General features: G+C 41.3%; 20 protein-coding genes and 2 tRNA genes. 15 read left to right on the forward strand and 7 right to left on the reverse strand.

What is annotated here, in order from left to right; all coding sequences use genetic code 11:
- Positions 1–94 precede the first annotated feature (94 nt).
- Entirely contained in the window at positions 95–733 is a 639-nt protein-coding gene (locus tag H8S51_RS04720; RefSeq protein ID WP_117921040.1) for a hypothetical protein, read from the reverse strand.
- 154 nt (positions 734–887) lie between these two features.
- On the opposite strand from H8S51_RS04720, the gene ispE reads away from it, so the two are divergent.
- The 5 genes from ispE to spoIIR all read left to right on the forward strand — a co-directional run bounded on the left by ispE (position 888) and on the right by spoIIR (position 8,371).
- Positions 888–1,766, forward strand: coding sequence for a 4-(cytidine 5'-diphospho)-2-C-methyl-D-erythritol kinase (ispE, locus tag H8S51_RS04725; RefSeq protein WP_186900141.1), 879 nt, complete (start codon positions 888–890; stop codon positions 1,764–1,766).
- Between the two features lie 26 nt (positions 1,767–1,792).
- Positions 1,793–2,467 carry a GntR family transcriptional regulator gene (locus tag H8S51_RS04730; protein ID WP_186900142.1) on the forward strand — a complete coding sequence of 225 codons (675 nt, stop codon included), beginning with the start codon at positions 1,793–1,795 and terminating at the stop codon, positions 2,465–2,467.
- 1,156 nt (positions 2,468–3,623) lie between these two features.
- On the forward strand, positions 3,624–5,102 hold the full coding sequence (locus tag H8S51_RS04735) for a spore germination protein (protein WP_186900289.1): 1,479 nt from the start codon (positions 3,624–3,626) through the stop codon (positions 5,100–5,102).
- A gap of 101 nt (positions 5,103–5,203) precedes the next feature.
- Positions 5,204–7,309: a GerAB/ArcD/ProY family transporter gene (locus H8S51_RS04740; protein ID WP_186900288.1), complete on the forward strand. Its 2,106-nt coding sequence runs from the start codon at positions 5,204–5,206 to the stop codon at positions 7,307–7,309.
- 387 nt (positions 7,310–7,696) lie between these two features.
- Positions 7,697–8,371 carry a stage II sporulation protein R gene (gene spoIIR / locus H8S51_RS04745; RefSeq protein WP_186900287.1) on the forward strand — a complete coding sequence of 225 codons (675 nt, stop codon included), beginning with the start codon at positions 7,697–7,699 and terminating at the stop codon, positions 8,369–8,371.
- A 127-nt stretch (positions 8,372–8,498) separates the two neighbouring features.
- Here spoIIR and H8S51_RS04750 read toward each other — a convergent pair whose 3' ends face one another.
- A complete protein-coding gene (locus tag H8S51_RS04750; RefSeq protein WP_186900286.1) occupies positions 8,499–8,870 on the reverse strand; it encodes a hypothetical protein in 372 nt (123 codons plus the stop codon).
- A 414-nt stretch (positions 8,871–9,284) separates the two neighbouring features.
- Here H8S51_RS04750 and H8S51_RS04755 point away from each other — a divergent pair, with 414 nt between their 5' ends.
- A complete protein-coding gene (locus H8S51_RS04755) occupies positions 9,285–9,740 on the forward strand; it encodes a DUF1934 domain-containing protein (protein ID WP_117921593.1) in 456 nt (151 codons plus the stop codon).
- Positions 9,741–10,315: 575 nt separating this feature from the next.
- Here H8S51_RS04755 and H8S51_RS04760 read toward each other — a convergent pair.
- Both H8S51_RS04760 and proC read right to left on the reverse strand, forming a co-directional pair.
- Complete coding sequence (locus tag H8S51_RS04760; protein ID WP_186900285.1) at positions 10,316–11,626, reverse strand: alpha-amylase family glycosyl hydrolase; 1,311 nt, start codon at positions 11,624–11,626, stop codon at positions 10,316–10,318.
- Positions 11,627–11,702: 76 nt separating this feature from the next.
- Positions 11,703–12,515 carry a pyrroline-5-carboxylate reductase gene (gene proC, locus H8S51_RS04765; RefSeq protein WP_186900284.1) on the reverse strand — a complete coding sequence of 271 codons (813 nt, stop codon included), beginning with the start codon at positions 12,513–12,515 and terminating at the stop codon, positions 11,703–11,705.
- 261 nt (positions 12,516–12,776) lie between these two features.
- On the opposite strand from proC, the gene H8S51_RS04770 reads away from it, so the two are divergent.
- The 5 genes from H8S51_RS04770 (at position 12,777) to H8S51_RS04790 (ending at position 16,360) form a co-directional block, all read left to right on the forward strand.
- Positions 12,777–13,250: a hypothetical protein gene (locus H8S51_RS04770; RefSeq protein WP_241070898.1), complete on the forward strand. Its 474-nt coding sequence runs from the start codon at positions 12,777–12,779 to the stop codon at positions 13,248–13,250.
- A 449-nt stretch (positions 13,251–13,699) separates the two neighbouring features.
- Positions 13,700–14,455 (forward strand): DUF6796 family protein, encoded by a 756-nt coding sequence (locus H8S51_RS04775; protein WP_186900283.1) that lies wholly within the window; start codon positions 13,700–13,702, stop codon positions 14,453–14,455.
- Positions 14,456–14,652: 197 nt separating this feature from the next.
- Entirely contained in the window at positions 14,653–15,048 is a 396-nt protein-coding gene (locus H8S51_RS04780) for a pyridoxamine 5'-phosphate oxidase family protein (protein ID WP_117921584.1), read from the forward strand.
- Between the two features lie 202 nt (positions 15,049–15,250).
- The gene (locus H8S51_RS04785; RefSeq protein WP_330646759.1) at positions 15,251–16,042 is read left to right on the forward strand and encodes a protein-ADP-ribose hydrolase; all 792 of its coding nucleotides are present in this window, start codon (positions 15,251–15,253) and stop codon (positions 16,040–16,042) included.
- Positions 16,043–16,201: 159 nt separating this feature from the next.
- Entirely contained in the window at positions 16,202–16,360 is a 159-nt protein-coding gene (locus H8S51_RS04790) for a hypothetical protein (protein ID WP_207724066.1), read from the forward strand.
- Between the two features lie 154 nt (positions 16,361–16,514).
- On the opposite strand, the gene H8S51_RS04795 is transcribed toward H8S51_RS04790, so the two are convergent.
- Both H8S51_RS04795 and H8S51_RS04800 read right to left on the reverse strand, forming a co-directional pair.
- Positions 16,515–16,587: transfer RNA gene (locus H8S51_RS04795), tRNA-Gly, on the reverse strand.
- A gap of 38 nt (positions 16,588–16,625) precedes the next feature.
- Positions 16,626–16,698, reverse strand: a tRNA-Gly gene (locus H8S51_RS04800).
- 259 nt (positions 16,699–16,957) lie between these two features.
- Between H8S51_RS04800 and H8S51_RS04805 the strand changes: the two genes are divergently transcribed.
- Positions 16,958–19,183 carry a bifunctional diguanylate cyclase/phosphodiesterase gene (locus H8S51_RS04805; protein WP_186900282.1) on the forward strand — a complete coding sequence of 742 codons (2,226 nt, stop codon included), beginning with the start codon at positions 16,958–16,960 and terminating at the stop codon, positions 19,181–19,183.
- A gap of 82 nt (positions 19,184–19,265) precedes the next feature.
- Positions 19,266–19,682, forward strand: a complete 417-nt coding sequence (locus H8S51_RS04810) for an FMN-binding protein (protein WP_118210089.1) — start codon at positions 19,266–19,268, stop codon at positions 19,680–19,682.
- Between the two features lie 87 nt (positions 19,683–19,769).
- On the opposite strand, the gene H8S51_RS04815 is transcribed toward H8S51_RS04810, so the two are convergent.
- Positions 19,770–20,012: a hypothetical protein gene (locus tag H8S51_RS04815; protein WP_117921576.1), complete on the reverse strand. Its 243-nt coding sequence runs from the start codon at positions 20,010–20,012 to the stop codon at positions 19,770–19,772.
- Between the two features lie 217 nt (positions 20,013–20,229).
- Between H8S51_RS04815 and H8S51_RS04820 the strand changes: the two genes are divergently transcribed.
- Positions 20,230–20,724, forward strand: coding sequence for a dihydrofolate reductase (locus H8S51_RS04820; RefSeq protein ID WP_186900281.1), 495 nt, complete (start codon positions 20,230–20,232; stop codon positions 20,722–20,724).
- A gap of 31 nt (positions 20,725–20,755) precedes the next feature.
- Positions 20,756–21,709 carry an AEC family transporter gene (locus tag H8S51_RS04825; RefSeq protein WP_186900280.1) on the forward strand — a complete coding sequence of 318 codons (954 nt, stop codon included), beginning with the start codon at positions 20,756–20,758 and terminating at the stop codon, positions 21,707–21,709.
- The last annotated feature ends 28 nt before the right edge of the window (positions 21,710–21,737 follow it).

The following is a 21,737-nucleotide window of genomic DNA, read 5'->3' on the forward strand; positions in this document are numbered from 1 at the left end:
AGAATGTTATAATAAAAAACTGCAGGAATCATGAAAATATGATCCCTGCAGTTTTTTATGAGATACATCAGATGTGATGTCTGTTTTGTAGAAATTAGTTTTCTGTCTCAGTTCCGGCAGTTTCTGTGGTAGAACCATTTTTCCATTTGTCAAATTTCTCTAAAACTGCATCATAGGTGCGTTTAGAGATATCCGGGAGATCTTTTCCCCAGGATTTGGTTGCATCATCAAAGCCTTTTTTGAATGCGTCGATCAGAAGATCCGCTTTTTCAGGATCATTGCCGGAAAGTGCTTTTGCAAAATCAAGGATACGGTCAGAAGTCTGTTCTACACCCCAGTATCCATCTTCTGCGATATCTGCCTGTGCCTGTTTCTGGGTCTCTTCGTCAACGGTAAAGTTGCCTTCTGCTAAGAAGCTCCACATGGAATCAGCATTTGCAATGGCTGTGCCCTGTTTGGTCATCATCTTTTCGACCAGGCTGCGTAACTGGGAAGTACGCTGTTTAGCATCTGCTTTTAATTTTTCTACCATTTTATAGTCTGTTTTCTTGGTAACGGTGTTTTTGTCAGTTTGAGAAGATTTCTCATATACAACACCGGTTTCCGTCTTATCCGTGGTAGTTGTTTTGTCTGCTGTCTCAGAAACTTTCTTGGAAGCCTGACTTGTCTGATAGCTGTTAAATGTTGAAGTTACGCTGTTAATTGCATTCATATCCATAAATAATTCCTCCATTCCAGTAAATGAATGACTGATTTGTTCATGCATTTTTTTCTGTAAGGTATATCGGCTTTTCGGGAAAAATAATTTAGATGGAATTGACCTTTTGGTCTTAAAATGTTAAGATTTATGTTGTATACAAAAAACAACGAAAATACATAATGATGGTATGGGGATTATGAAGGAAATATCAGTAAAAGCACTTGCAAAAATTAACCTTGGACTTGATGTTGTACGCAGACGTGAAGATGGATATCATGAAGTGAAAATGGTTATGCAGACGATACATCTGTTTGATCGTCTTGAAATGAAAAAGACCGCAGGCGGGATCACAATGACAACGAACCTGTCTTTTTTGCCGACCAATGAAAATAATCTGGTTTATACGGCAGCAAAACTTCTGATCGATGAATTTCAGATCAAGGACGGCATCGATGTAAAACTGCACAAGCATATTCCGGTTGCAGCCGGGATGGCAGGAGGAAGTACAGATGCAGCAGCAGTGCTTTATGGTATGAACCGGATGTTTGAACTTGGACTGTCTAAGGAGGAGCTGATGCAGCGCGGAGTTAAGATCGGAGCGGATGTTCCTTACTGTATTATGCGTGGAACCGCGCTTGCAGAGGGAATCGGTGAGAAACTTACAGCACTGCCTCCGATGGTAAAATGTCCGGTGCTGATCGCAAAACCACAGATTTCTGTATCGACGAAGTTTGTATATGAGAATCTCAGACTGGATGAAAACACTGTTCATCCGGATATTGACCGGCTGGTTGAGGATATCAGACAGAAAAATCTTGCAGCTGTTACCGCAGATATGGGAAATGTTTTAGAAACAGTAACAATCCCGAATTATCCGGTAATTGCAGAAATCAAAGAACATATGATGGTGCATGGGGCTGCAGGGGCAATGATGAGCGGGAGCGGTCCGACCGTATTCGGATTGTTTGATGATAAAGAGAAAGCGGTTGCAGCATATGAGGCGATGCAGGCATCCGGACTGGCAAAACAGGTTTACCTGACCAGTATTTACAACAACATGAGATAAGCGAAGAAATGGAGGAAGACAGGTTTATGACAGACGATTTGACGCTGAATATGGATGCGTATCTGCCTCTTCGGGACGTGGTGTTTAATACACTGCGCGAGGCAATCTTAAAAGGAGAGTTAAAACCCGGAGAGCGTCTGATGGAATTGCAGCTTGCTGCAAAGTTAGGCGTCAGCCGTACACCAATCCGTGAGGCAATCCGTATGTTAGAGCAGGAAGGACTTGCGGTCACAATTCCGAGAAAAGGTGCGGAAGTAGCCAAAATGACGGAAAAGGATATGGAGGATGTGCTTCAGATCCGTGACGCCTTAGATGAACTTGCTGCATCGATCGCATGTGAACAGATGACGAAAGAACAGTTAGATACCCTGACAGAAACAATGCATGAGTTTGAGGAATCTACCAAATCAAAAGATTTAAAAAAGATCGCGGCAGCAGATGTAAAGTTTCATGATATTATTTATCAGGCAACCGGCAATCCAAAACTTGTTAATATGCTCAATAATTTAAGAGAGCAGATGTACCGCTATCGCGTCGAGTATTTAAAGGATGAAAGAAATTATCCGACATTGATGCGGGAGCATAATGAGATCGTGGAAGGACTTATGACAAAGGATAAAGTGCGTGTGACAGAAGCGATGCACAAACATGTCAAAAATCAGGTCGTGGCAGTCAAGGAAATGATACGTGAGCAGGAGTAGCTGCTGCTTCGCAAAAGTTGTATAATCCGTGGAAAATCGCATAGAATAAGAAACAGAAATGAGGATAAGCGTTTGCTTATCCTTTTTTGCTGCCACTAAATGATGGTTTGTTGGGCTATGAGTTCCCCGGCGAAGGGGGGTGGAGTTTTGTGAGTGGCAAATTGCATCAAGCCGGGACTGTTTTGTTCCGTTGTACGAAAATAAGGCAAGTCTAAGTCAGCCTGATTTAATGTTTCTCGGAGTGACGTGTGCGTCTTAAACGCCCCGTCCGGGGGCATTAAGACTTGTGCTGCCGTCCATGGCAGCACAACACTGTGTTACGAACAGGCAGACTAAGATTGCCTAATTTTCTCCCAAAGTCACAAAACGAATCCCGGCTTGATGCGATTTGCCAGCCACTAAGTTGTGAACCACCCTTAGCCGGGGAACTCATTTTGCAACCTTGGAAGTGCGTAAATTTTTAATGTTTGTGTCTGAATCAGATTAAAAAATATTTCCAAATAACTATATTTAATAGATTATTATTGGTTTGATAATACTGGAAAACCTCAATATATCCCATTATGCCTATGTTTATTGCCATACACATTTGAAAAAATATTCTGTGTTATTTGGTCTGACAATTTACGAAATAATTCATGTAATACAATGTAGTAGATGGAAATTCTGGGAAGTCATCAGGCTAAATATTAATGATACAGCACATTAGAATTTTAAGCATATTTTTATTCGTGCGAATATCAAAAATCCACACCCGCGCCCCCAATTCTGAGATGAACCGCCCACCCAAATGGTGTTCACAACCTGAAGACTGGCATCTTGCGCAAAGCCTGAGCTGATTTTGTGACTTTGGGAGAAAATTAGAAAATCTTAGTGTGTCTGTAGGTATACAGTGATGTTCTGCCACGGATGGCAGAACAAGGCAGCATCGAGTCATGGATGACTCGTTGTTGCCGGTCACGTCACTCCGAGAAAATCTAACTCAGACACACTTAGACTTTTCTTATTTTCGTACAACGGAACCAAAATTAACTCCGGCTTTGCGCAAAATGCCATTCACAGACCTACGACACACCATTTGGACGGGCGACGCATGTCAACCACAAACCAGCATTTGTTGGATAGTTCATTAAACAGTGCAGAAATGGAGATTATTATGACAGAGAAAATACCGGTTTCAAAGAGGCTGAGCGAGAATATCGCACAGATGGAGCAGTTTTTTCATGAGTGTGATGATATCAAGAAGAAGGAAATGATGCTTGGCAGGCAGATGGATGTGCCATGTTATCTGACGTTTATTGAGGTGTCGGTAGATATGGGAACATCGGCGCTTGGCGAGGTATTAAAGCATTTAAATGGGCTTGAAAAAGACGAAATCTATCAGGTGCTTGAGAAGAATGCGCTGGGAATTTCGGATGCAACGTATTTTGACACGATAGAAGATGCGGTGGACGGACTTCTGACCGGAGAAGTGATCCTGTTTGTGGAAGGATTTGACCAGGCAGTAAAGATACCGGATGACGGTTATCCGAATATGGGAATCACAGAGGCAGATTCGGAGAAGGTGATAAGGGGTTCTAATGAAGGATTTTGTGATTCCGTCAAGCAGAATGCAGCATTGATCCGGAAGCGTATCCGTTCGCCGAAAGTCAAGGTGAAGCAGAAGAAATGTGGTGTGCGTTCGAACACGAATGTCTATCTTGTTTTCATGGAGGATCTGGTGTATCCGGGACTGGTGAGGGAGATCGAGCACAGGCTGGAAGGATTTGAGATTGACGGAGTGCTGGACAGTGGTGTGATCGAACAGCTTACCGAAGAAAAGTGGTATTCGCCGTTTCCGCAGTTTCAGACAACGGAGCGCCCGGACCGTGCAGCAATGGCTGTTTTAGAGGGACGGGTGGTCGTACTTTCGGACAATTCTCCGGTTGGGCTGATCCTGCCGACAGATTATAATTCGTTTATTAAGACGAGTGATGATTATTACAACCGGTGGGAAATTGCGAGTTTTGGAAGATTATTGCGTTATGTTGCATCCTTTTTTGCGATGACACTGCCGGGATTTTATCTTGCCGTGACAAATTTTCATACACAGATACTGCCAACTATGCTGCTTTTATCTTTTGCAGATGCAAGAAGCGGGGTGCCGTTTCCTGCAGTGGTCGAGGTGATCTTGATGGAACTTTCGTTTGAACTTTTGAGGGAGGCAGGTGTGCGGTTACCCGGTGCCATGGGAAATACGATCGGTATCGTCGGAGGACTGATCATTGGACAGGCGGCAGTCGAGGCGAATCTGGTCAGCCCGATCGTTGTGATCGTGATCTCATTTACAGCGCTATGCTCATTTGCGATACCGAATGAGGAATTTGCAACAGCATTCCGTCTTTTGAAATTCTTTTTTATCGGAATGTGTGCATGGTTAGGCTACTTTGGTATGCTGCTTGGATTGCTATTTGTACTGATTCATCTGGCACATTTAAAAAGTTTTGGAATCCCGTACCTGATGCCATTTGTCGGGGCAGATCTGACCGACTATGAAGACGAGCGGGACTTTCTGTGGCGTCTGCCGATACGGAAACTGACCAAGCGCCCGATCTACGCAAAGCGGGATGAGCGGGTGAAACTGAAATTGAAATAAGTATGAAAGATGTTTCGAATAAAATTTGAAATGAGTACGAAAGATGTTTGAAACAGTAAAACGAGCATGAAGGATGTTTGAAACAAAAAGGAGAAAAAATTATGTTTTCATCGAACGAAAAGATTTCAGGTCGTCAGGCTTTCCGGCTTCTGGTTTTTGATCTTCTGGGACTTGGAACACTTTTGATCCCGACTGCGGTTGCAGGTTTTTGCGGAAGAGATGGAATATTTTGTATCATTGCGGGAACGGTTGCAGGAATTTTGTTTTTGAAGCTGATGGTTTATGCGGTGGGGGATATGCAGGGCAGTTTTGCAGAATATACCGTAAACATGTGTGGTACATTTTTTGGAAAGATCATACAAGCGGGGTATTTTTTATATCTGGTGCTGTTAGCGGGATATACGGCATATCTTTTTTCTGTGACGGTGTTAAACAACCTGCTGCGGGGAGAATCATTTTATCTGGTGCTTGTGCTGATCTTAGGTTTAGTCTGGTATGGTCTGTTAAGCGGGATCGAGGGCAGGGCGCGTGTCTATGAACTGCTATTCTGGATCATCCTGATACCGCTTTTTATCATGTTAGCGTCCGCACTTGATGAGGTGAAAACGGATTATTGGAATCCGGTGTTTTTTACGGAAAAAAGTGATTTTTTTGCCGGCAGTTATTATGTGTTTATCTGTTCATCTCTTATTTTTCTTGTTTTGTTTCTGGGAGGGTATCTGCGAAAACGGGAAAGCCTGATGAAAGCAGGACGCCTCGCATTGATTTTCACCGGCTGCCTGGAGGCAGGACTTTATCTGATCCTGCTTGGAGTGTTTGGAGGTGCGGCACTCTCAGACATGCAGACTCCGGCGATCACACTGATGAGTACGATTAAAATTACCGGTGGATTTTTAAAAAGGGCAGATGCATTTATGTTTGGAATCTGGTTCTTTACATTGTATGCATTGTTAAATAGTGCAGTATTTTATGCAGAAATGTTATTAAATGGTTTATATCATGCAAAAAAAAGACAGACATTGTGGAAAAAGTGGGAACGTGCGGCAGTGTTTGCTGTTGTTTTTGGCATTGCAGTATTCTTTTACAGTTCAAAAGAAAATACGGTACTGTATGAGAAATTTGTGTGGTATATCGGAACACCGTTTCTGGTGCTTATTCCTGTCGTGTTTGCAGTCATCCGGTATAAGAAACAATGGAAACATAAAAATTATCCTATTCTGCGCGTTTATCTGATGATAGGTGTCCTGTTTGTACTGACTGGTCTTTCCGGCTGTGCCACGGCAGAACTTGAGGAGCGCAACTTCCCGATCGAAATGGCAGTATGTGATATGGAACAGTTTGACAGGGAATGGCTAAATGCCGATGAGTCCGGGAACCGCGTGGTGGATTACAGCCATATGAAGGTTATTCTGCTGGATCAGACCTTTTTAGAGGATGCAGAAAATATGGATGCTTTTCTGGAGATTCTGGAAAAAAAGAGCGACGTGCCAAGAAATACTTATCTTGTGGTGGCAGAGGATGCACAGGCAATTTTAAATCTGCAGGAAAATATGGAAGAGTCCGTGGGAACTTATCTGGAAGATTATTTTGAAGATGTATCTGAAATCAAAAAGACTGCGTATCCGACGATTGGTATGCTTTATCAGGAGCAGGAAAATAAAATGGAAACACTGTTCATCCCCTATGTTGGGGAAGCAGAAAAAAAACCTGCCGTGAGGGGGTATTATGTCTGGAAACGCGGTGAGGCAGCAGGACTTATTAACAATCAGACGGCGATGCTTTCTTTTTTTATCCAGAATCAAATGAAAGAATATACGCTGACGCTTGCAGACGGAGTGGATGTACGCCTGTTTGATCCGCACAATCAGATTGTTTTTTCGCAGACAGAAGATAAAAGAGTCATCGCAGAAATTAATTGTAGTGGAGAGATTCTGTATGAAAAACCGGGATGGAGGAAGAAGATACAGGCAGAATATGGTCAAGGCTTAAAATCCGGTGATATAAAGGAAGAACTGGAGAAACAGATTACAGAATATTTTCAGATAATCGCACAAAAAGCGGAGATCGACTGCATGAACAGCTATAAAAAACTGGGCGGACAGCGCAGGGACTGGTATCTGTTTTATCAGAAGCAGCCTAAGCAGTATGAAAAAGATATGGAAATAATTTACAAGGTAAAGGTTGACTGGGTAAATCTGGGTGAGTGAAAAGGTGGTGGTTAGAAAGATTCGGGTGGCAAAAGGTGTTTCATAACTTAGTGGCCGGTAAATTGCACGAAGCAGGGACTAATTTTCGGACATCGGAACAAAATAGGCACTGTTTTGTGCAATTTGCCAATCAAGAAATTAAAAGTCCCCTTTTGCCACCCGAATCTTATAAAATAGCCCCGATCACCAGTCCAAAGAGAAAGATCCCTGCCAAAATCAGATCCTTTTTATAACTCCGATTCCTTTCTTTTAATGCGTACAAATTTGATTATATGGAAAATAATATCATTGTTTTAAAATGATAACAATAGATTTTGTTAACAGGTTTTGTATAAAAACAAAAACAAGTGGAATACTCCTGCTATCAAACAGAAAAGGAGTATTCCAATGAAATTACCGATCATAAAATATAAAAAAGATTTCCTGTACATAACCCTGTTTTTCTTATTTTCTTTTGCCTGTATCATTGGATTGCGGTATGAACAGAGGCTTGAAATGCAAAAAGGTATCGCAGAAAAGATCATACGCTTTCATGTGATCGCAAACAGTGATGCCAAAGAGGATCAGGACTTAAAACTTGCTGTGCGGGATGCCGTCGGTATCCATATGTCAGAACTGTTAAAGGATGTGTCTGACCGCAGCAGTTCAGAAATCGTGATCTGGAAGAACATGGAAAATATGAAGCAGACGGCGAAGAAAGTCATTGCAGACAAAGGATTTGATTATGATGTGGATATCTGCCTGAAAGAAACGGATTTCCCAGTAAAAACATATGGTGCGTACACATTTCCGGCAGGAAATTATGAAGCATTGGAGATTATCATCGGAGCGGGGAAGGGACATAACTGGTGGTGTGTGATGTATCCGAACATGTGCTTTTCGGATACGATGTACGAGGTGATCGATGAGGATGCGAAAAGTTCATTAAAAAAAGTACTTTCTGATGATGAATATCAGAAAGTACTTGAGAGTGGCGATTATAAAGTAAGATTTCGTTACCTCACATTTTTAAACCAGTTATGTGAGGATAATAAAAACGCTTACATTGAAAAGGGAAAATAATCCCGGTATCGGATATGTGTCATCAGATTTTTTGTCTAATGGGAAGTATGATGTACTTTATATCCGATGTTGTTATTGCCAAAGCAGTGCTCGTAAGGAACACCGGTGAGGGCGGCGATAAGCGGTTTTAGGTAAATGCTGCGGTAAAAAGCCATTCTGCGCCGAAAACGAACAGGTACATTCCAAGATGGCGGCGGAAAGTACGGATCTTTAAAGTAGATAAGATATCCGTAAAGAGCTTTTTGAAGCCTTCAAAAGCGTTTGCCACGCACTCATCCTCAACCTCGTCACTCGGACGCTCCCAGGAGTTCGTGTAGAGCAGAATCATGGAAACGATAAGGGTTGCTCCGTATGCAACACCGGTACAGAAGAACGGAGTCGGAGAGTCCTGTCCATAAATGCTGATGAAAAATCCCGGAAGTGTGTTGTATGGGATCATGACGCTGGTATATACGATCTCAAACATGATATAGGTGGACAGATAATACCAGAAATTCATATTTCCACCCATAACAGCGGGTACAGACACATAAGGGGGATTCCAATCAGGATAAAGAAACGTCTTCGTCCAAACCGTTGACCGGGCTTTGTTTTATAAAAGCTGTCGGAGATAAAACCCATCAGTGGATTCATGATAACATCCAGGGCACCACTGCCGAGTAGGTTGCCTGTTCCATAGGCAAAGCGTACAGTCTATTGTATAAATTTAGGCAGTAAAATACTCTCTGTAAATACCTTATCCCAAAAATGAAAGCACTTACATATTTTCTATATACCATTATAGAAAGAGATTTCAAAATATCAAGAAAAATAGTATTGAATAATAAAAAAAAAACATATAATATAATAAGGCAATTTAAGATAAATAATCCTGCAAAAATCAGGCAGGGTTAAATTAGAAATGAGGATCAGGATGACAAAAGAAGTACTGGTAACTATCAGCGGGCTTCAGTTTTCACCGGAAACTGATAATGAATCCGTGGAACTGATCACATCCGGCAGTTATTATAAAAAAAATGGAAAACATTATATCATCTATGATGAAGTCAACGAGGGATTTTCCCAGACAACACGAAACATCATCAAACTGAATGATGATTTTATGGATATCACCAAGAGAGGTGTTTCGAATGTACATATGATGTTCGAGAAGAACCGGAAGAATGTGACGTATTATTATACGCCATATGGAAGCCTTCTGATTGGGATCGATGCAAAAAGTGTGGATGTGAGGGAGACGGAAAATGATATTGATGTCAAGGTCAATTATGAGCTGGAGGTCAATTATGAGCACATGGCAGACTGCTGTATCACGATGAATATCAAGTCAAAAGATGCTGGTGATTTCCGGATCACAGAGTCTGAATAAAATGAAAACATTATTGTGTTATAATCGTACCATTAAAAAAGAAAGGACATGAAGTCAAGAGTATGAAGAAAAAATTGTTGACCTTTATTTTAGTGGGAACGATGCTGACTGCAGCCTCTGTAATCGGATGCGGAAAGTCTGCACAAGATGCACAGACAAGTGCAAATACAGAAACTAAGGCAGACACAGAAACTGTAGCAGAAGATAATGCAGATTCCGAAACAGGATCTGTCCAGATCAATGGAGGCATTGAAAATGATGGAATTGATCTGATGGAAGATGACGGATTGTATCGTACGGTGACTTTGGATGATTATCCGGTTTATTATTCAGTAGGCAAAGTAACACTTCCTTTATCTGAGGATGTAACCTTTGAAGATCAGGCAGATCAGAATCAGGAGTCAGACCTGCCGGTCGTAGAGCTAAATGATCTGCCGGCAGCCATTGAAAATAGTGATATGGCATTTAATTGTAACAATACAGTGATCACAGTCAGACAGGGACAGATCGTACAGATCATCAGATATTGGGCAGAGCCGGATTACCGGTTTCTGCCCATTTCTGTATATGTATTTCTAATGTTCCATCTTCCATACAGCCACAGAGTAACCCGGAAGATCCGTTCCACCGCCAAAATCATGCGGTGTATCGGTAATCAGTTCCTGTGCCGTGCCGCATCCGGCATCAAAATCTGCGTGGAAGCTGTTTTCATCCGCATTGATTGCTACATAAATGCGTTCATGTTCACTCTTACGCTCGAAAATGCACTGACGGTTTGTTAAGAGTACAGAGCGGAAAGAGCCGTAATTTAATGCCTCAGAGTTCTTTTTGATCTCGGCGAGACGGCTGATTATATCAGAAAGATCATTCCATTCCGGTTCCAAGAAGCAGGCGCGTAAAGCCGGATCGCCTTCTTCTTTTCTCGCCTTTGCGCCCCATTCACTGCCATAGTAGACACATGGGATACCAGGCATACCGAAGAGCAGGCCGTAGATCAGCGGCAGATGTTTTTCGTTGGTCAGGATACTTGCAATTCTTGTGACATCATGATTGTCCACGAAGCAGAGCAGATGTCTGCCTTTGTAGAGTGTCCAGTTGTCAGGACCGAACTGGCGAAGCAGGGAATGGTTGATCTCAAACATATTCATGCTGTTAAAACTGGAATAAAGTCCTTTGTAACACTCATAGTTGGTCACAGAGTGAAGCATGGAGTCATTCATCCACTGGTTGTAATCGCCGTGTAATGTTTCACCGACTAAGAAGAAGTCCGGTTTTAAACTGTCACAGAAACTGCGCAGACGGCGCAGAAAATCATGGTCGAGACAGTAAGCGACATCAAGTCGCAGACCGTCAATATCAAATTCTTCTACCCAGCCTTTGATCGCAGCAAAAATATGCTGGATGACATCTTCATTTCTCAGATTTAATTTAACCAGGTCATAATTGCCTTCCCAGCCTTCATACCACAGACCGTCGTTATAGTTGGAATTACCGTCAAAACTGATATGGAACCAGTCTTTGTACGGGGAATCCCACTTTTTCTCCAAAACATCCCGAAAAGCCCAGAAACCACGACCGACATGGTTGAATACACCATCTAATACGACTTTGATCCCTTCTTTGTGAAGATTGTCACAGACTGTGGCAAAGTCCTCATTTGTGCCAAGTCTGGTATCGATCTTTGTATAATCCCTGGTATTATATCCGTGTGTGTCAGACTCAAAGACCGGAGAAAAATAAATCGCATTGGCACCAAGTTTTTTGATGTGAGGAATCCAGTCATTGACCTTTAAAATACGATGCTCTAAAACACCATCATTCTCGAACGGAGCACCGCAGAATCCAAGCGGATATATCTGATAAAAAACACTTTCGTAAGCCCACATAAGAAAACCTCCAAATTATATTATTGAAATCAGAACTGATCATATATCCTATGATACAGAAGAATGTATATCCTTATCAGGAGTTATGACTCATATCGTATGATTTTTTGGAACATGCGCGTTGTGCAGAGATCACGGTATCACGGAAACCGCCATGTTCTAAAGCTGCAACCGCTTCAATGGTCGTACCGCCAGGAGAGCAGACTGCATCTTTTAATTCTCCCGGATGTTTTCCGGTCTCTAAAACCATTTTTGCAGCACCAAAAACGCTCTGTGCGGCAAACTTATATGCCTGGGTGCGCGGCATTCCATCTGCGACAGCGGCATCTGCCATTGCTTCAATAAACATATAGACGTAGGCAGGAGAAGAACCGGAAACACCGACAACGGCATCCATCATGCTCTCCGGTACGACTTCCGCACGACCAAAGCTGTTGAATAATGATTCGATAAGTTTTACTTCCTCAGCTGTTACCTTGTCGTTTGGACAGAGTGCACTCATTGCGGCTCCGACAAGCGCCGGGGTATTTGGCATGGCGCGTATCAGTTTGATTTTGCCAAGTATTGCTTCAATATTTGAGATCGGCTGTCCGGCTGCGATGGAAACTAAGATACAGTCCGGTTTTAAATGATCTTTGATCTGTGGAAGCACTTCCGCAAATTTATTTGGTTTTACAGCGAGAAATAAAATATCGCTTCGTTCTGCAACAACTTCATTCGATTGTGTTGTCTCTATCGAAAATTTTGTACGGATTTTATCAAGTGTCTCAGGAGAATGCGCACTTGCGATGATCTGGCTGGTCGTCACCAAAGACGCATCTAAAATACCGCCGATCATGGCGCTTCCCATATTGCCGGCACCGATAAAACCAATCATTTTATCTAACATAAAATCCTCCTTGTTTTGTTTTTTATCATTCAAATTCTATCCTAGTCTATTTGGGTGGAAACGTCAATATTTTATACGCTTCTTGAGTTTCCGTACTTTTATCCACAAAGCCCCGTTTTTATAGGCATTGCTATAAACAACTTTCAAAAATGTCCAAAATATAAGGAATCCTATTCCTTTTTGATGTAAAATTTAATCACTACAAAAAAATCATACTAAACAAAAAAAAAGGAGGATTCCCTGTGGTTAATTTTACATCAAATGAAACGGGAAATTTTAACTTTTACAAATAAGATTTCTGAACATCTTTCTAAGCCAGAAAAGAAGTTTACTGCTGATATCACTTATGGCATGCTGGCTTCTGGCAGTTGTCTGTTAACAGAGGTTGCAGATCAGCTCCATGAACCTTCCCAAAAGATCAACATTGTTGACCGTTTATCCAGACACCTTGAAAAAGGTACTCCTACCGTTGCAGCTGCTTCTTATCTTCAGTTAATAAAAAAGTGGATTCCATCAGATCCGGTCATCCATATCGATGATAGTGATGTTGTAAAACCTGATGGATATCAGTTTGAGTCGCTTGGCATAGTCCGGGATGGTTCAGAAAGTACATCTACAAAAAATGTTTACAAAAAGGGCTATCATGTTACAGAGGCTTGTGTACTTACAAGCAGTAATCAAAGTGTCAAGAACCTATTTCTCACGCTGGAAAATAGAGGAATATTTTTGCTGTAAGAAGCAAATGTTCCAGTTTGAAAACTTTCGTGTTCGCAAACTGAAAGCTATCAATGCACTTAATTTTTACATTACCTTATGCATGGCATTTCTGGCTCACATTTCCATGAAATCAGAAATCCATGCGCTAAAAGTTGCAATTATACAAACAGCGGATACTATAAAAGAAAAAGAATATTTCTCCCAAAGCCCAGCTCCGGTTGGGGTTATTAAAGTATCTCTAATCAGAACACTGCTATTCAAAATCATTCAAAAATTTAGCAGATTGGTACTTTAGGAAGATATACTCACTTTTTATTACAGTTTGTGGAAACTCAAGTTTATACGGAGATAGGAAGTGACACCAGTTGCGGACACATAAGAATATTATTTTCGTTGACACGGGAGTTAGAAAAGACTAACATATAAACGTCAACAGAAAAATAAAGACGTACAGAAAGGAAACCAAAATGGAAAAAGAGAAGCAAAAAAGAGCAATGCTTGCAGGAATTGCGGCAATGGCGCTTTTTATGATCGGTGACTGGCTTTTGGATGTCAAAGGAAGCGGCAATAAAGAGGTTGGGTTATTTGTCAATTCCAACTGGCCAGCAATGTCTATGTGGCGTTTTGAGGTATCTATTCTTTTAGCAGCAGCGGCAATGCCGTTATACTGGATTGCGCTTAAGGAACTTAGGCATATAGTGACAGATGCCTGCAGCAGGAATCCAAAGGGGCATGCCCTGGCAATGAAGCGTTTGTTTGATTTCAGTTCTGCAGCAGGATTAATATCTGTGTTGTTTATCCATATTATGTGCTGCCTGTTGCCGATTATCTTTAAAACATCTTATGGAATGGGAAGTACATTTGAACAGGCAGCAGATGTGACAAATCAGGTCGGCATGTACATATTGCTTCCATTTATGATTTATTATCTGGTTATGGATATCGGAATGTCTGTGGTGATGGTCTATCTGATCCTGACCAGACGGTTTGCACTGCCAAAATGGATGGCATGTTTTCATCCGGTGGGCGGTCTTGTGTTATGTGAAATTTTCGCGGCAATACCGGTTGTCTGGTGCAATGATGTGTCCGTTGCATTCGAGAGCATGGGACATTTGCTGATGTTTGTGGCAGGATATGTACTGCTACAGCAGTTTGACAAAATCAAAACAATCATAGCAAAGAAGGGCAAAAAGAAAACAGGATTAACCAGTAACTGTAACTGATTAGTCCTGTTTTTTAGTAGATCGTAGCCCCTCAAAAACTTTGATTACCCATATCAGGGGAATACGGGATAAAAAATAAATTTGATGTAACTATTTACATTACATCAAAGACATGATATAGTACAACCATTAGATGTAACAAATAACATTACATCAAAAAACAAAACAACAATAAAAAACTTAGGAGGTACTATTTTATGCAGAAAGTAGTAGAATTTTTACAGGCAAACCCAGTTCAGTATTTAGCAACAGTAGGACGTGACGGAAAGGCAAAATGCCGTCCATTTATGTTCTGTTTTGAGCAGGATGGAAAACTCTGGTTCTGCACAAACAACACAAAGGATGTTTACAAGGATATGTTAGAGAATCCGGAAATCGAGGTATCCGTTTCTTCACCGGAGTATGCATGGATCCGTCTCCATGGCAAGGCAGTATTTGAAAACAACATGAGTGTTAAGGAAGGATGTATGAACAATCCGATCGTGAAAGGACAGTATCAGACAGCAGATAACCCAATCTTTGAGGTATTTTATCTTGAAAATCCACATGGTGTTATCGCAGATTTTTCCGGTAACCCGCCATACGAATTTTAATTACCGTAATATATAAGAGACTCACACCTGTTCTAAAAGGAGGGACACTGAGGTGTTTATTTTCTCACAGCAAAAGGCAAAGAATTTTATGCGCAGCTAATGCAGCAGCAATATGTGGCGATATCAGCAACAAAGGCAAAAATAGCAGTGTCACTCCGTGGAACGGTGAAAAATATCGGTAAGAAGCATCTTGATATCATGTTTGAGAAAAATCCTTAATCTTTTAAAAGAAGATAAAAAAATCTTCAGACAGAGAATACCGGATCAAAGGGAAGAACAGGAGAAACTGCTTCGTTCCCTAATGAATGTCAGATTGCCGAAACCGGTCAGTGAAGAATTTTTAAAAATTCAGGATGACTATCTGAAAGAAAGAAATCTGGAACGCGGAATCACAGATATCGAAGATTTAAAGCCGGTTTCATCGGATAAAAGACTTTATATCTGGCAGGGTGATATCACAACGTTAAAATGTGATGCTATTGTAAATGCTTGCAATTCGCAGATGCTAGGCTGTTTTTCACCAATGCATGCCTGTATTGATAATTTTATCCACACTTATGCCGGAGTTGAACTTCGTCTTAAAATGTATGAGATCATGACAGCGCAGGGGCATGAGGAGGAGACCGGAAAGGCAAAGATTACTGCCGGCTATAATCTTCCTGCAAAATATATCCTTCACACAGTAGGTCCGATCGTTCAGTGGGCAGTTACCAAAAAGGACGAGGAGCTTTTGGCTTCATGTTATCGTTCCTGTCTGGAACTTGCAGAAAAATACGAAGTGAAAAGCATTGCTTTCTGTTGTATATCTACGGGAGTATTTATGTTTCCAAATGAACGCGCTGCCCAAATAGCAGTGGAAACAGTGCGTAAATACTATGCGGAAACAGGAAGTCAGATGAAAGTTATTTTCAATGTGTTCAAGGATGAAGATCTTGATATATATAGTAATATATTAGGTAAAAGTATGCTGTGCAATACAAAAGATGAAAAATAATTTTTAGACAGTAAAGGGAATCGGAAAACCGGTTCCTTTTACCTACGCAGACAATCAGTAAAACAATTACAGTACATGCAAACGGAAGAATTTTCTGAATATGCAAAATTTAGAAATGGAGTAGAAGCAATTTCCTCTCTTCTTCGTCGAAGATATCATGTGGACAAGCAATATATTAAGGATACCTTTAAATGTATCGCAGATTGTGATATGTGTGGACTGTGTACTGTATTCAAGGGGAAAGATCCGGAACTTGCCCATGAAGATTATATATCCGGAAAACGGGAGTATATGGATGTATCAGGGGATTATAAGTAACAGAATAAGAGCGCGAGACGGCGCAGGACATCCGGTGGATGTCCGCTATGCGCGGACCGGAGCGGAAGCGAAGAAACTCGAAAGTTCGAGTCCGGCAGGACTCGATTTATCAAAAAAAAGACATCTGAATGATGTCCTTTTTTTGATGAAAGAGAGCGCGAGACGGGACTCGAACCCGCGGCCCCGACCTTGGCAAGGTCGTGCTCCACCAACTGAGCCACTCGCGCACATATGAAAATTTATATATCTGTATATCAGATACAAGAGCGCGAGACGGGACTCGAACCCGCGGCCCCGACCTTGGCAAGGTCGTGCTCCACCAACTGAGCCACTCGCGCATATATGAAATGTTTATGTATCTGTTTGCCAGACACATTTGGTATCTTACCATGGAAAAGGATAATTGTCAATTATTTTTTGCAAATTTTTTCCTTTGAAAGGAAAGCACTGTTTTTTGGCGAAAAAAACGAAAAACAGAATGAAAACGTCATTTTTTAGGCTGGAACTCATAAATGAAGAATGTTATAATAGAAAGTATAGGAAAATGGTCATAGGAAGATTTTAAATCAGACATGGGAAAGCCAAAGGGGTGGCATAATGTATAAAAAAAATGCGGGAATTCGTAATGTGGCGGTTTTATGTGCGATATTACTGATTTTTGGAATAGCACTATTTGGATGTTTTGGGCAGATCAGAAATAGTTTACAGCAACAGTTGATGAGCAGCATAGAGGGGATGGCTGAGCAGAATGAGATACTGATTGAGAAAGAAGTAAGTACACGTTTTCGTCTGCTTTCAAGTCTTGCCAGAGAGTTTTCAGATGGGGACGAGAGCATTTTTGTTGATAGATTACAGGGATTTGTGGAGACATACCAGTTCAAACGTATGGGATATATCGCGTCAGATGGGATAGCACAGACGACAGACGGGTATCATCTGGATATGTCCGACAGAGAGACATTCAGACAGTCGATGCAGGGAAAACAACGTCTGACGGATACATTTGAAGACCAGATTGATGGTTCAGATGAAATTGTAAATGCATTCAGTGTACCGGTATATGAAAAAGATCAAAAAACGGTAAAAGGCGTTTTATTTGCAACTGGCAGATATGAAATGTTTGAGGGATGCCTGCAAAATGAGATATTTGAAGGTCAGGCTTTTAATTATATTGTAAAAATGGATGGTATGATCATTGCTGCTTCCGGAAACAGTAAGGAATGGGGAATTGGTAAAAATATTTTTACTGCCGATATTTCAGCAGATGAAAATGATGATGCTGCAAAGAGCCGTATGATCAGTGATATGAAGTCAGGAAAAAGCGGTTATGGAATGGATCCAAAACGTAAGGAAGTTTCTCTTTATTATTATATGCCGCTTAAGATAGAGGAAACCGGTGATGAATGGTATGTTGTCACAGCGGCATCGGAAAGTGTTCTGACAAACCGTATGCAGGTGGTTATGGATGCAATCAACAGCCTGATCATTATCATTCTGGTTATAATATCAGTCAGTGTCGGAGTATATATTTATTCATGGCGTAAGAGTAAAAAAGAACTTATTTCGCTTGCATATCAGGATCCTGTCACATTAGGAGATAATTTTGCAGCATTTAAGGAAAAGGCAAAGAGCAAAAAAGATGGTGCTGGATGGCTGGCAGCCATGGATCTTGCGGATTTTAAACTGATCAACAGTACCTGTGGCGTGAAAAAAGGTGACGAGGTGCTGCGGGCTGTAAGTGAGATATTTGAAAATGAGAAGGGGGATAATGAACTGGTGGCACATGTGAATGCTGACCGGTTTGTATTGTTCTGGATGGAAGAAAATCAGGACGCAATCAAAGAGAGACTGGAACGTGTAATCAAAAAGATAGAAGAGATACCGGAGCGTTTAGAGATACCAAATCTTTTTCCGGTGTTTGGAATTTATCATACAATGGTTTTGGATGAGATCGATCCTTTATATGGAAATGCTGTTCTGGCAAAGCACCAGATCAAAGGAAGACGTGACAGACACTACATGTTTTATGATGAACTGAATCATGAGAGTATCCAGGAAAATCGTGAACTGGAAGATCATTTTGAGATGGCACTTGAAAAAGAAGAGTTTGCGATCTGGTATCAGCCCAAATACAGCGCACATACCAGAAAACTTGTAGGTGCAGAGGCACTGGTACGCTGGAGGAGACAGGATGGAAGCCTTATTCCTCTGCTTAAATTTATTCCTCTGTTTGAGCGAAATGGCAACATCATAAGACTTGATGAGTATGTGTTCCGGGCTGTGTGCAGGCAGCAGAAAGCCTGGCAGGAACAGGGACAGAAGATGTTTCCTGTTTCAGTAAATATTTCGCGTGTCAGTCTCTATTATTCGAATGTTGTTGAAAAATATGAAAGCATTATCCGTTCGTATGATCTTGATTCAAAATATATCCAACTGGAGATCACAGAGAGTGCAACAATCGATAATAACGAAATATTTAATCTGTTAGAACAGTTTCACACGGCAGGATTTAAGATACTTCTGGATGATTTCGGAAGTGGTTATTCGTCTCTTTCCACATTAAACCGGATGCATTTTGATACGATCAAGCTGGATAAGAGTCTGGTTGATTATATCGGAGATGACAATGGGGAGAAATTGTTGAATTCTATCACAAAACTGGCGCAGAGTTTTGGAATGGAGATCACGGCTGAGGGTGTAGAGACTGCGGAACAGCTGATGTTTTTGTGCAATCTGGACTGTGATGATATACAGGGATATTATTTTTCACGGCCATTGCCGGTAAGAGAATATGAAGAATGTTTAAAAGAAGCATGCATGTAATATGCTTTGGATTCATACAATATAACAATCGATACCATGGAGGTACAGGGTGAGCGCAAAGACGAGGATCGTAGTCCTTCATATGAAGGAGGTTATCTATACAGCGATATTTGTCGGACTTGGGATCGTATTGATTATATTGCTGCTTTTCATGTTTTTGCCGAAAAAACAGAAGAATGGGGCAGAGCCAACGATGCAGTATACAGCAGGTGTATATACATCGTCGGTAATGATGGGCAGTCAGTCAGCTGATATACAGGTCATTGTAGATGAAAATCGTATACAATCTATTTCCCTGCTCAGTCTGGATGAAACAGTAGCGACAATGTATCCGCTTATGGAACCGGCATTGGAAAATGTCAGCGAACAGGTGATAAAACAGCAGTCAACGGAAGGAATTACATATAATAAGGATAATCAGTATACATCGATCGTACTGTTAAATGCGATCGAGAATGCACTTGCAAAAGCAGAGATCGCAGAGGGGGAAGCAGATTGACAGAGCATGGAAAAAGAATGGCTGGTCTGCAGATGATATGTTATGTAAAAAAGGTTCCGGATGTTCCGGAACCTTTTTGTTGAAATGTTATTCTTCTGTATCGAGTGTATTCATATAATCATTTACTGCGTCAAGATTGGCATAGATCGTTTTGATCGGTCTGCTCTTTTCATATGCATGATAACCGGAATATCCTGCCCAGCCAACGATAAGGACTGCGATTACCCATCCACAGATAATACCTGCGATGCGTTTTCTTTTTTCCTTTGCGAGAATCTTTTTGCGGTTTGCTTTCTCTTCTTTATAGCGGTCAACTTTTGCCTGACTCATAATTATCCTCCGTATTATTATTTACATGCTGATGCATGGGTAAAAATCATATAAACATATTGATAATATACCCCATTCTGCCCGAAAAAGCAATAGAAATACACCTTGTCATTTTTGGGGAAATTGGTTAAAATGAGAGTTTGAAAGAGTATGGACAGACAGAAAACAACAATGCACAGGAAACGAAGTGCATTGTGGATGGAGGATAGAAATTTTTATGAATATAATTGTTGCAGCAGATGAAAACTGGGCGATCGGTAATAAAAATGAATTGTTAGTCCGGATTCCGGCAGATCAAAAGTTTTTCCGTGAAACAACGATGGGAAAAGTAGTTGTGATGGGGCGGAAAACGTTAGAAACATTTCCGAATGGACTTCCACTGATGGGGCGGACGAATATTGTGCTGACACATGATAAAAAGTTCCGGGTTCCGGGAGCTTTGATCGTACATGATATGGAAGAACTTCATGAAGAACTGAAAAAGTACGATAGTGAAGATATTTATGTGATCGGCGGCGAATCCGTATATAGGCAGCTCATTGATGAGTGTGATGTGGCACATGTCACAAAGATTGATTTTGCATATGATGCAGATGCACATTTTCCGGATCTGGATGCAGATCCGGCATGGCAGGTAACAGCGGACAGTGAAGAACAGACATATTTTGATCTGGAGTATTATTTTTACCGGTATGAGAGAGTCAGAAAATAAATAAACCAAAACGGAAAGCAGTGCAGCGAAGATGGAAAATTTTATTTACAGTATCAATGTGACGTTCCCGATTTTTTTAGTTATGGTCATTGGTTATTTTTTAAAACAGATCGGAATGTTAAATGACAATTTTGTTACGGTGGCAAATCGTTTTAATTTTAAGGTGACGCTGCCGTTTATGCTGTTTCGCGATATCGCAGGTGTGGATATCAGAGAAGTATTTGATTTAAAATATGTGTTATTCTGTGCACTGGTAAGTACAGCATGTTTCTGGCTGATCTGGGGCGGTGTGAAACTTTTTCTGAAAGATAAGTCCATGCGGGGCGCATTTGTGCAGGCATCGTTCCGTAGCAGTGCAGCGGTCATGGGGCTTGCTTTTATCCAGAATATTTACGGAACTTCGGCGATGGGACCGCTGATGATCGTCAGTGCGGTACCACTTTACAACATTTTTTCTGTGATCGTGCTGACTTTCGAGGGCGAAAATGCGAGCGGAGTAAATGGAAAAGAAAAGATCAAAGAGGCATGTGTCGGAATTGCTAAAAATCCGATCATTCTTGGTATTTTAGCGGGACTGGTCGTGGGACTTTCCGGAATCGAATTTCCAACGATTATAAATAAGACGGTAAACAGTGTGGCGCAGATGGCAACACCGCTTGCACTGATCACGATCGGAGCCGGATTTGAGGGGAGAAAAGCACTCGCAAAAATAAAACCGACGATCGCGGCATCTATGATCAAACTGGTGATCCAGCCGCTTATTTTTCTTCCGGTTGCAGCCTGGATGGGATTTAGCGGGGAAAAAATGATCGCGATACTGATCATGCTTGCATCCCCGACAACACCGAGCTGTTATATCATGGCGAAAAGCATGAATAATGATGGTGTACTGACGGCGAGTGTGATCGTGACGACAACGCTGCTTGCAGCATTTACGCTGACCGGATGGATTTTTATATTAAAATCAGTCGGTCTGATTGGATAAATAAAATCATTGCATTTCCCGGTAAGAT

Source organism: Roseburia rectibacter (assembly GCF_014287515.2).
GTDB lineage: Bacteria > Bacillota > Clostridia > Lachnospirales > Lachnospiraceae > Roseburia > Roseburia rectibacter.

Bases quoted from the DNA above. Each gene is read 5' to 3' on its own strand.
- H8S51_RS04720 (WP_117921040.1), bottom strand. From the start codon at position 733: ATGGAGGAATTATTTATGGATATGAATGCAATTAACAGCGTAACTTCA.
- ispE (WP_186900141.1), top strand. From the start codon at position 888: ATGGGGATTATGAAGGAAATATCAGTAAAAGCACTTGCAAAAATTAAC.
- H8S51_RS04730 (WP_186900142.1), top strand. From the start codon at position 1,793: ATGACAGACGATTTGACGCTGAATATGGATGCGTATCTGCCTCTTCGG.
- H8S51_RS04735 (WP_186900289.1), top strand. From the start codon at position 3,624: ATGACAGAGAAAATACCGGTTTCAAAGAGGCTGAGCGAGAATATCGCA.
- H8S51_RS04740 (WP_186900288.1), top strand. From the start codon at position 5,204: ATGTTTTCATCGAACGAAAAGATTTCAGGTCGTCAGGCTTTCCGGCTT.
- spoIIR (WP_186900287.1), top strand. From the start codon at position 7,697: ATGAAATTACCGATCATAAAATATAAAAAAGATTTCCTGTACATAACC.
- H8S51_RS04750 (WP_186900286.1), bottom strand. From the start codon at position 8,870: ATGAATTTCTGGTATTATCTGTCCACCTATATCATGTTTGAGATCGTA.
- H8S51_RS04755 (WP_117921593.1), top strand. From the start codon at position 9,285: ATGACAAAAGAAGTACTGGTAACTATCAGCGGGCTTCAGTTTTCACCG.
- H8S51_RS04760 (WP_186900285.1), bottom strand. From the start codon at position 11,626: ATGTGGGCTTACGAAAGTGTTTTTTATCAGATATATCCGCTTGGATTC.
- proC (WP_186900284.1), bottom strand. From the start codon at position 12,515: ATGTTAGATAAAATGATTGGTTTTATCGGTGCCGGCAATATGGGAAGC.
- H8S51_RS04770 (WP_241070898.1), top strand. From the start codon at position 12,777: ATGAAACGGGAAATTTTAACTTTTACAAATAAGATTTCTGAACATCTT.
- H8S51_RS04775 (WP_186900283.1), top strand. From the start codon at position 13,700: ATGGAAAAAGAGAAGCAAAAAAGAGCAATGCTTGCAGGAATTGCGGCA.
- H8S51_RS04780 (WP_117921584.1), top strand. From the start codon at position 14,653: ATGCAGAAAGTAGTAGAATTTTTACAGGCAAACCCAGTTCAGTATTTA.
- H8S51_RS04805 (WP_186900282.1), top strand. From the start codon at position 16,958: ATGTATAAAAAAAATGCGGGAATTCGTAATGTGGCGGTTTTATGTGCG.
- H8S51_RS04810 (WP_118210089.1), top strand. From the start codon at position 19,266: ATGAAGGAGGTTATCTATACAGCGATATTTGTCGGACTTGGGATCGTA.
- H8S51_RS04815 (WP_117921576.1), bottom strand. From the start codon at position 20,012: ATGAGTCAGGCAAAAGTTGACCGCTATAAAGAAGAGAAAGCAAACCGC.
- H8S51_RS04820 (WP_186900281.1), top strand. From the start codon at position 20,230: ATGAATATAATTGTTGCAGCAGATGAAAACTGGGCGATCGGTAATAAA.
- H8S51_RS04825 (WP_186900280.1), top strand. From the start codon at position 20,756: ATGGAAAATTTTATTTACAGTATCAATGTGACGTTCCCGATTTTTTTA.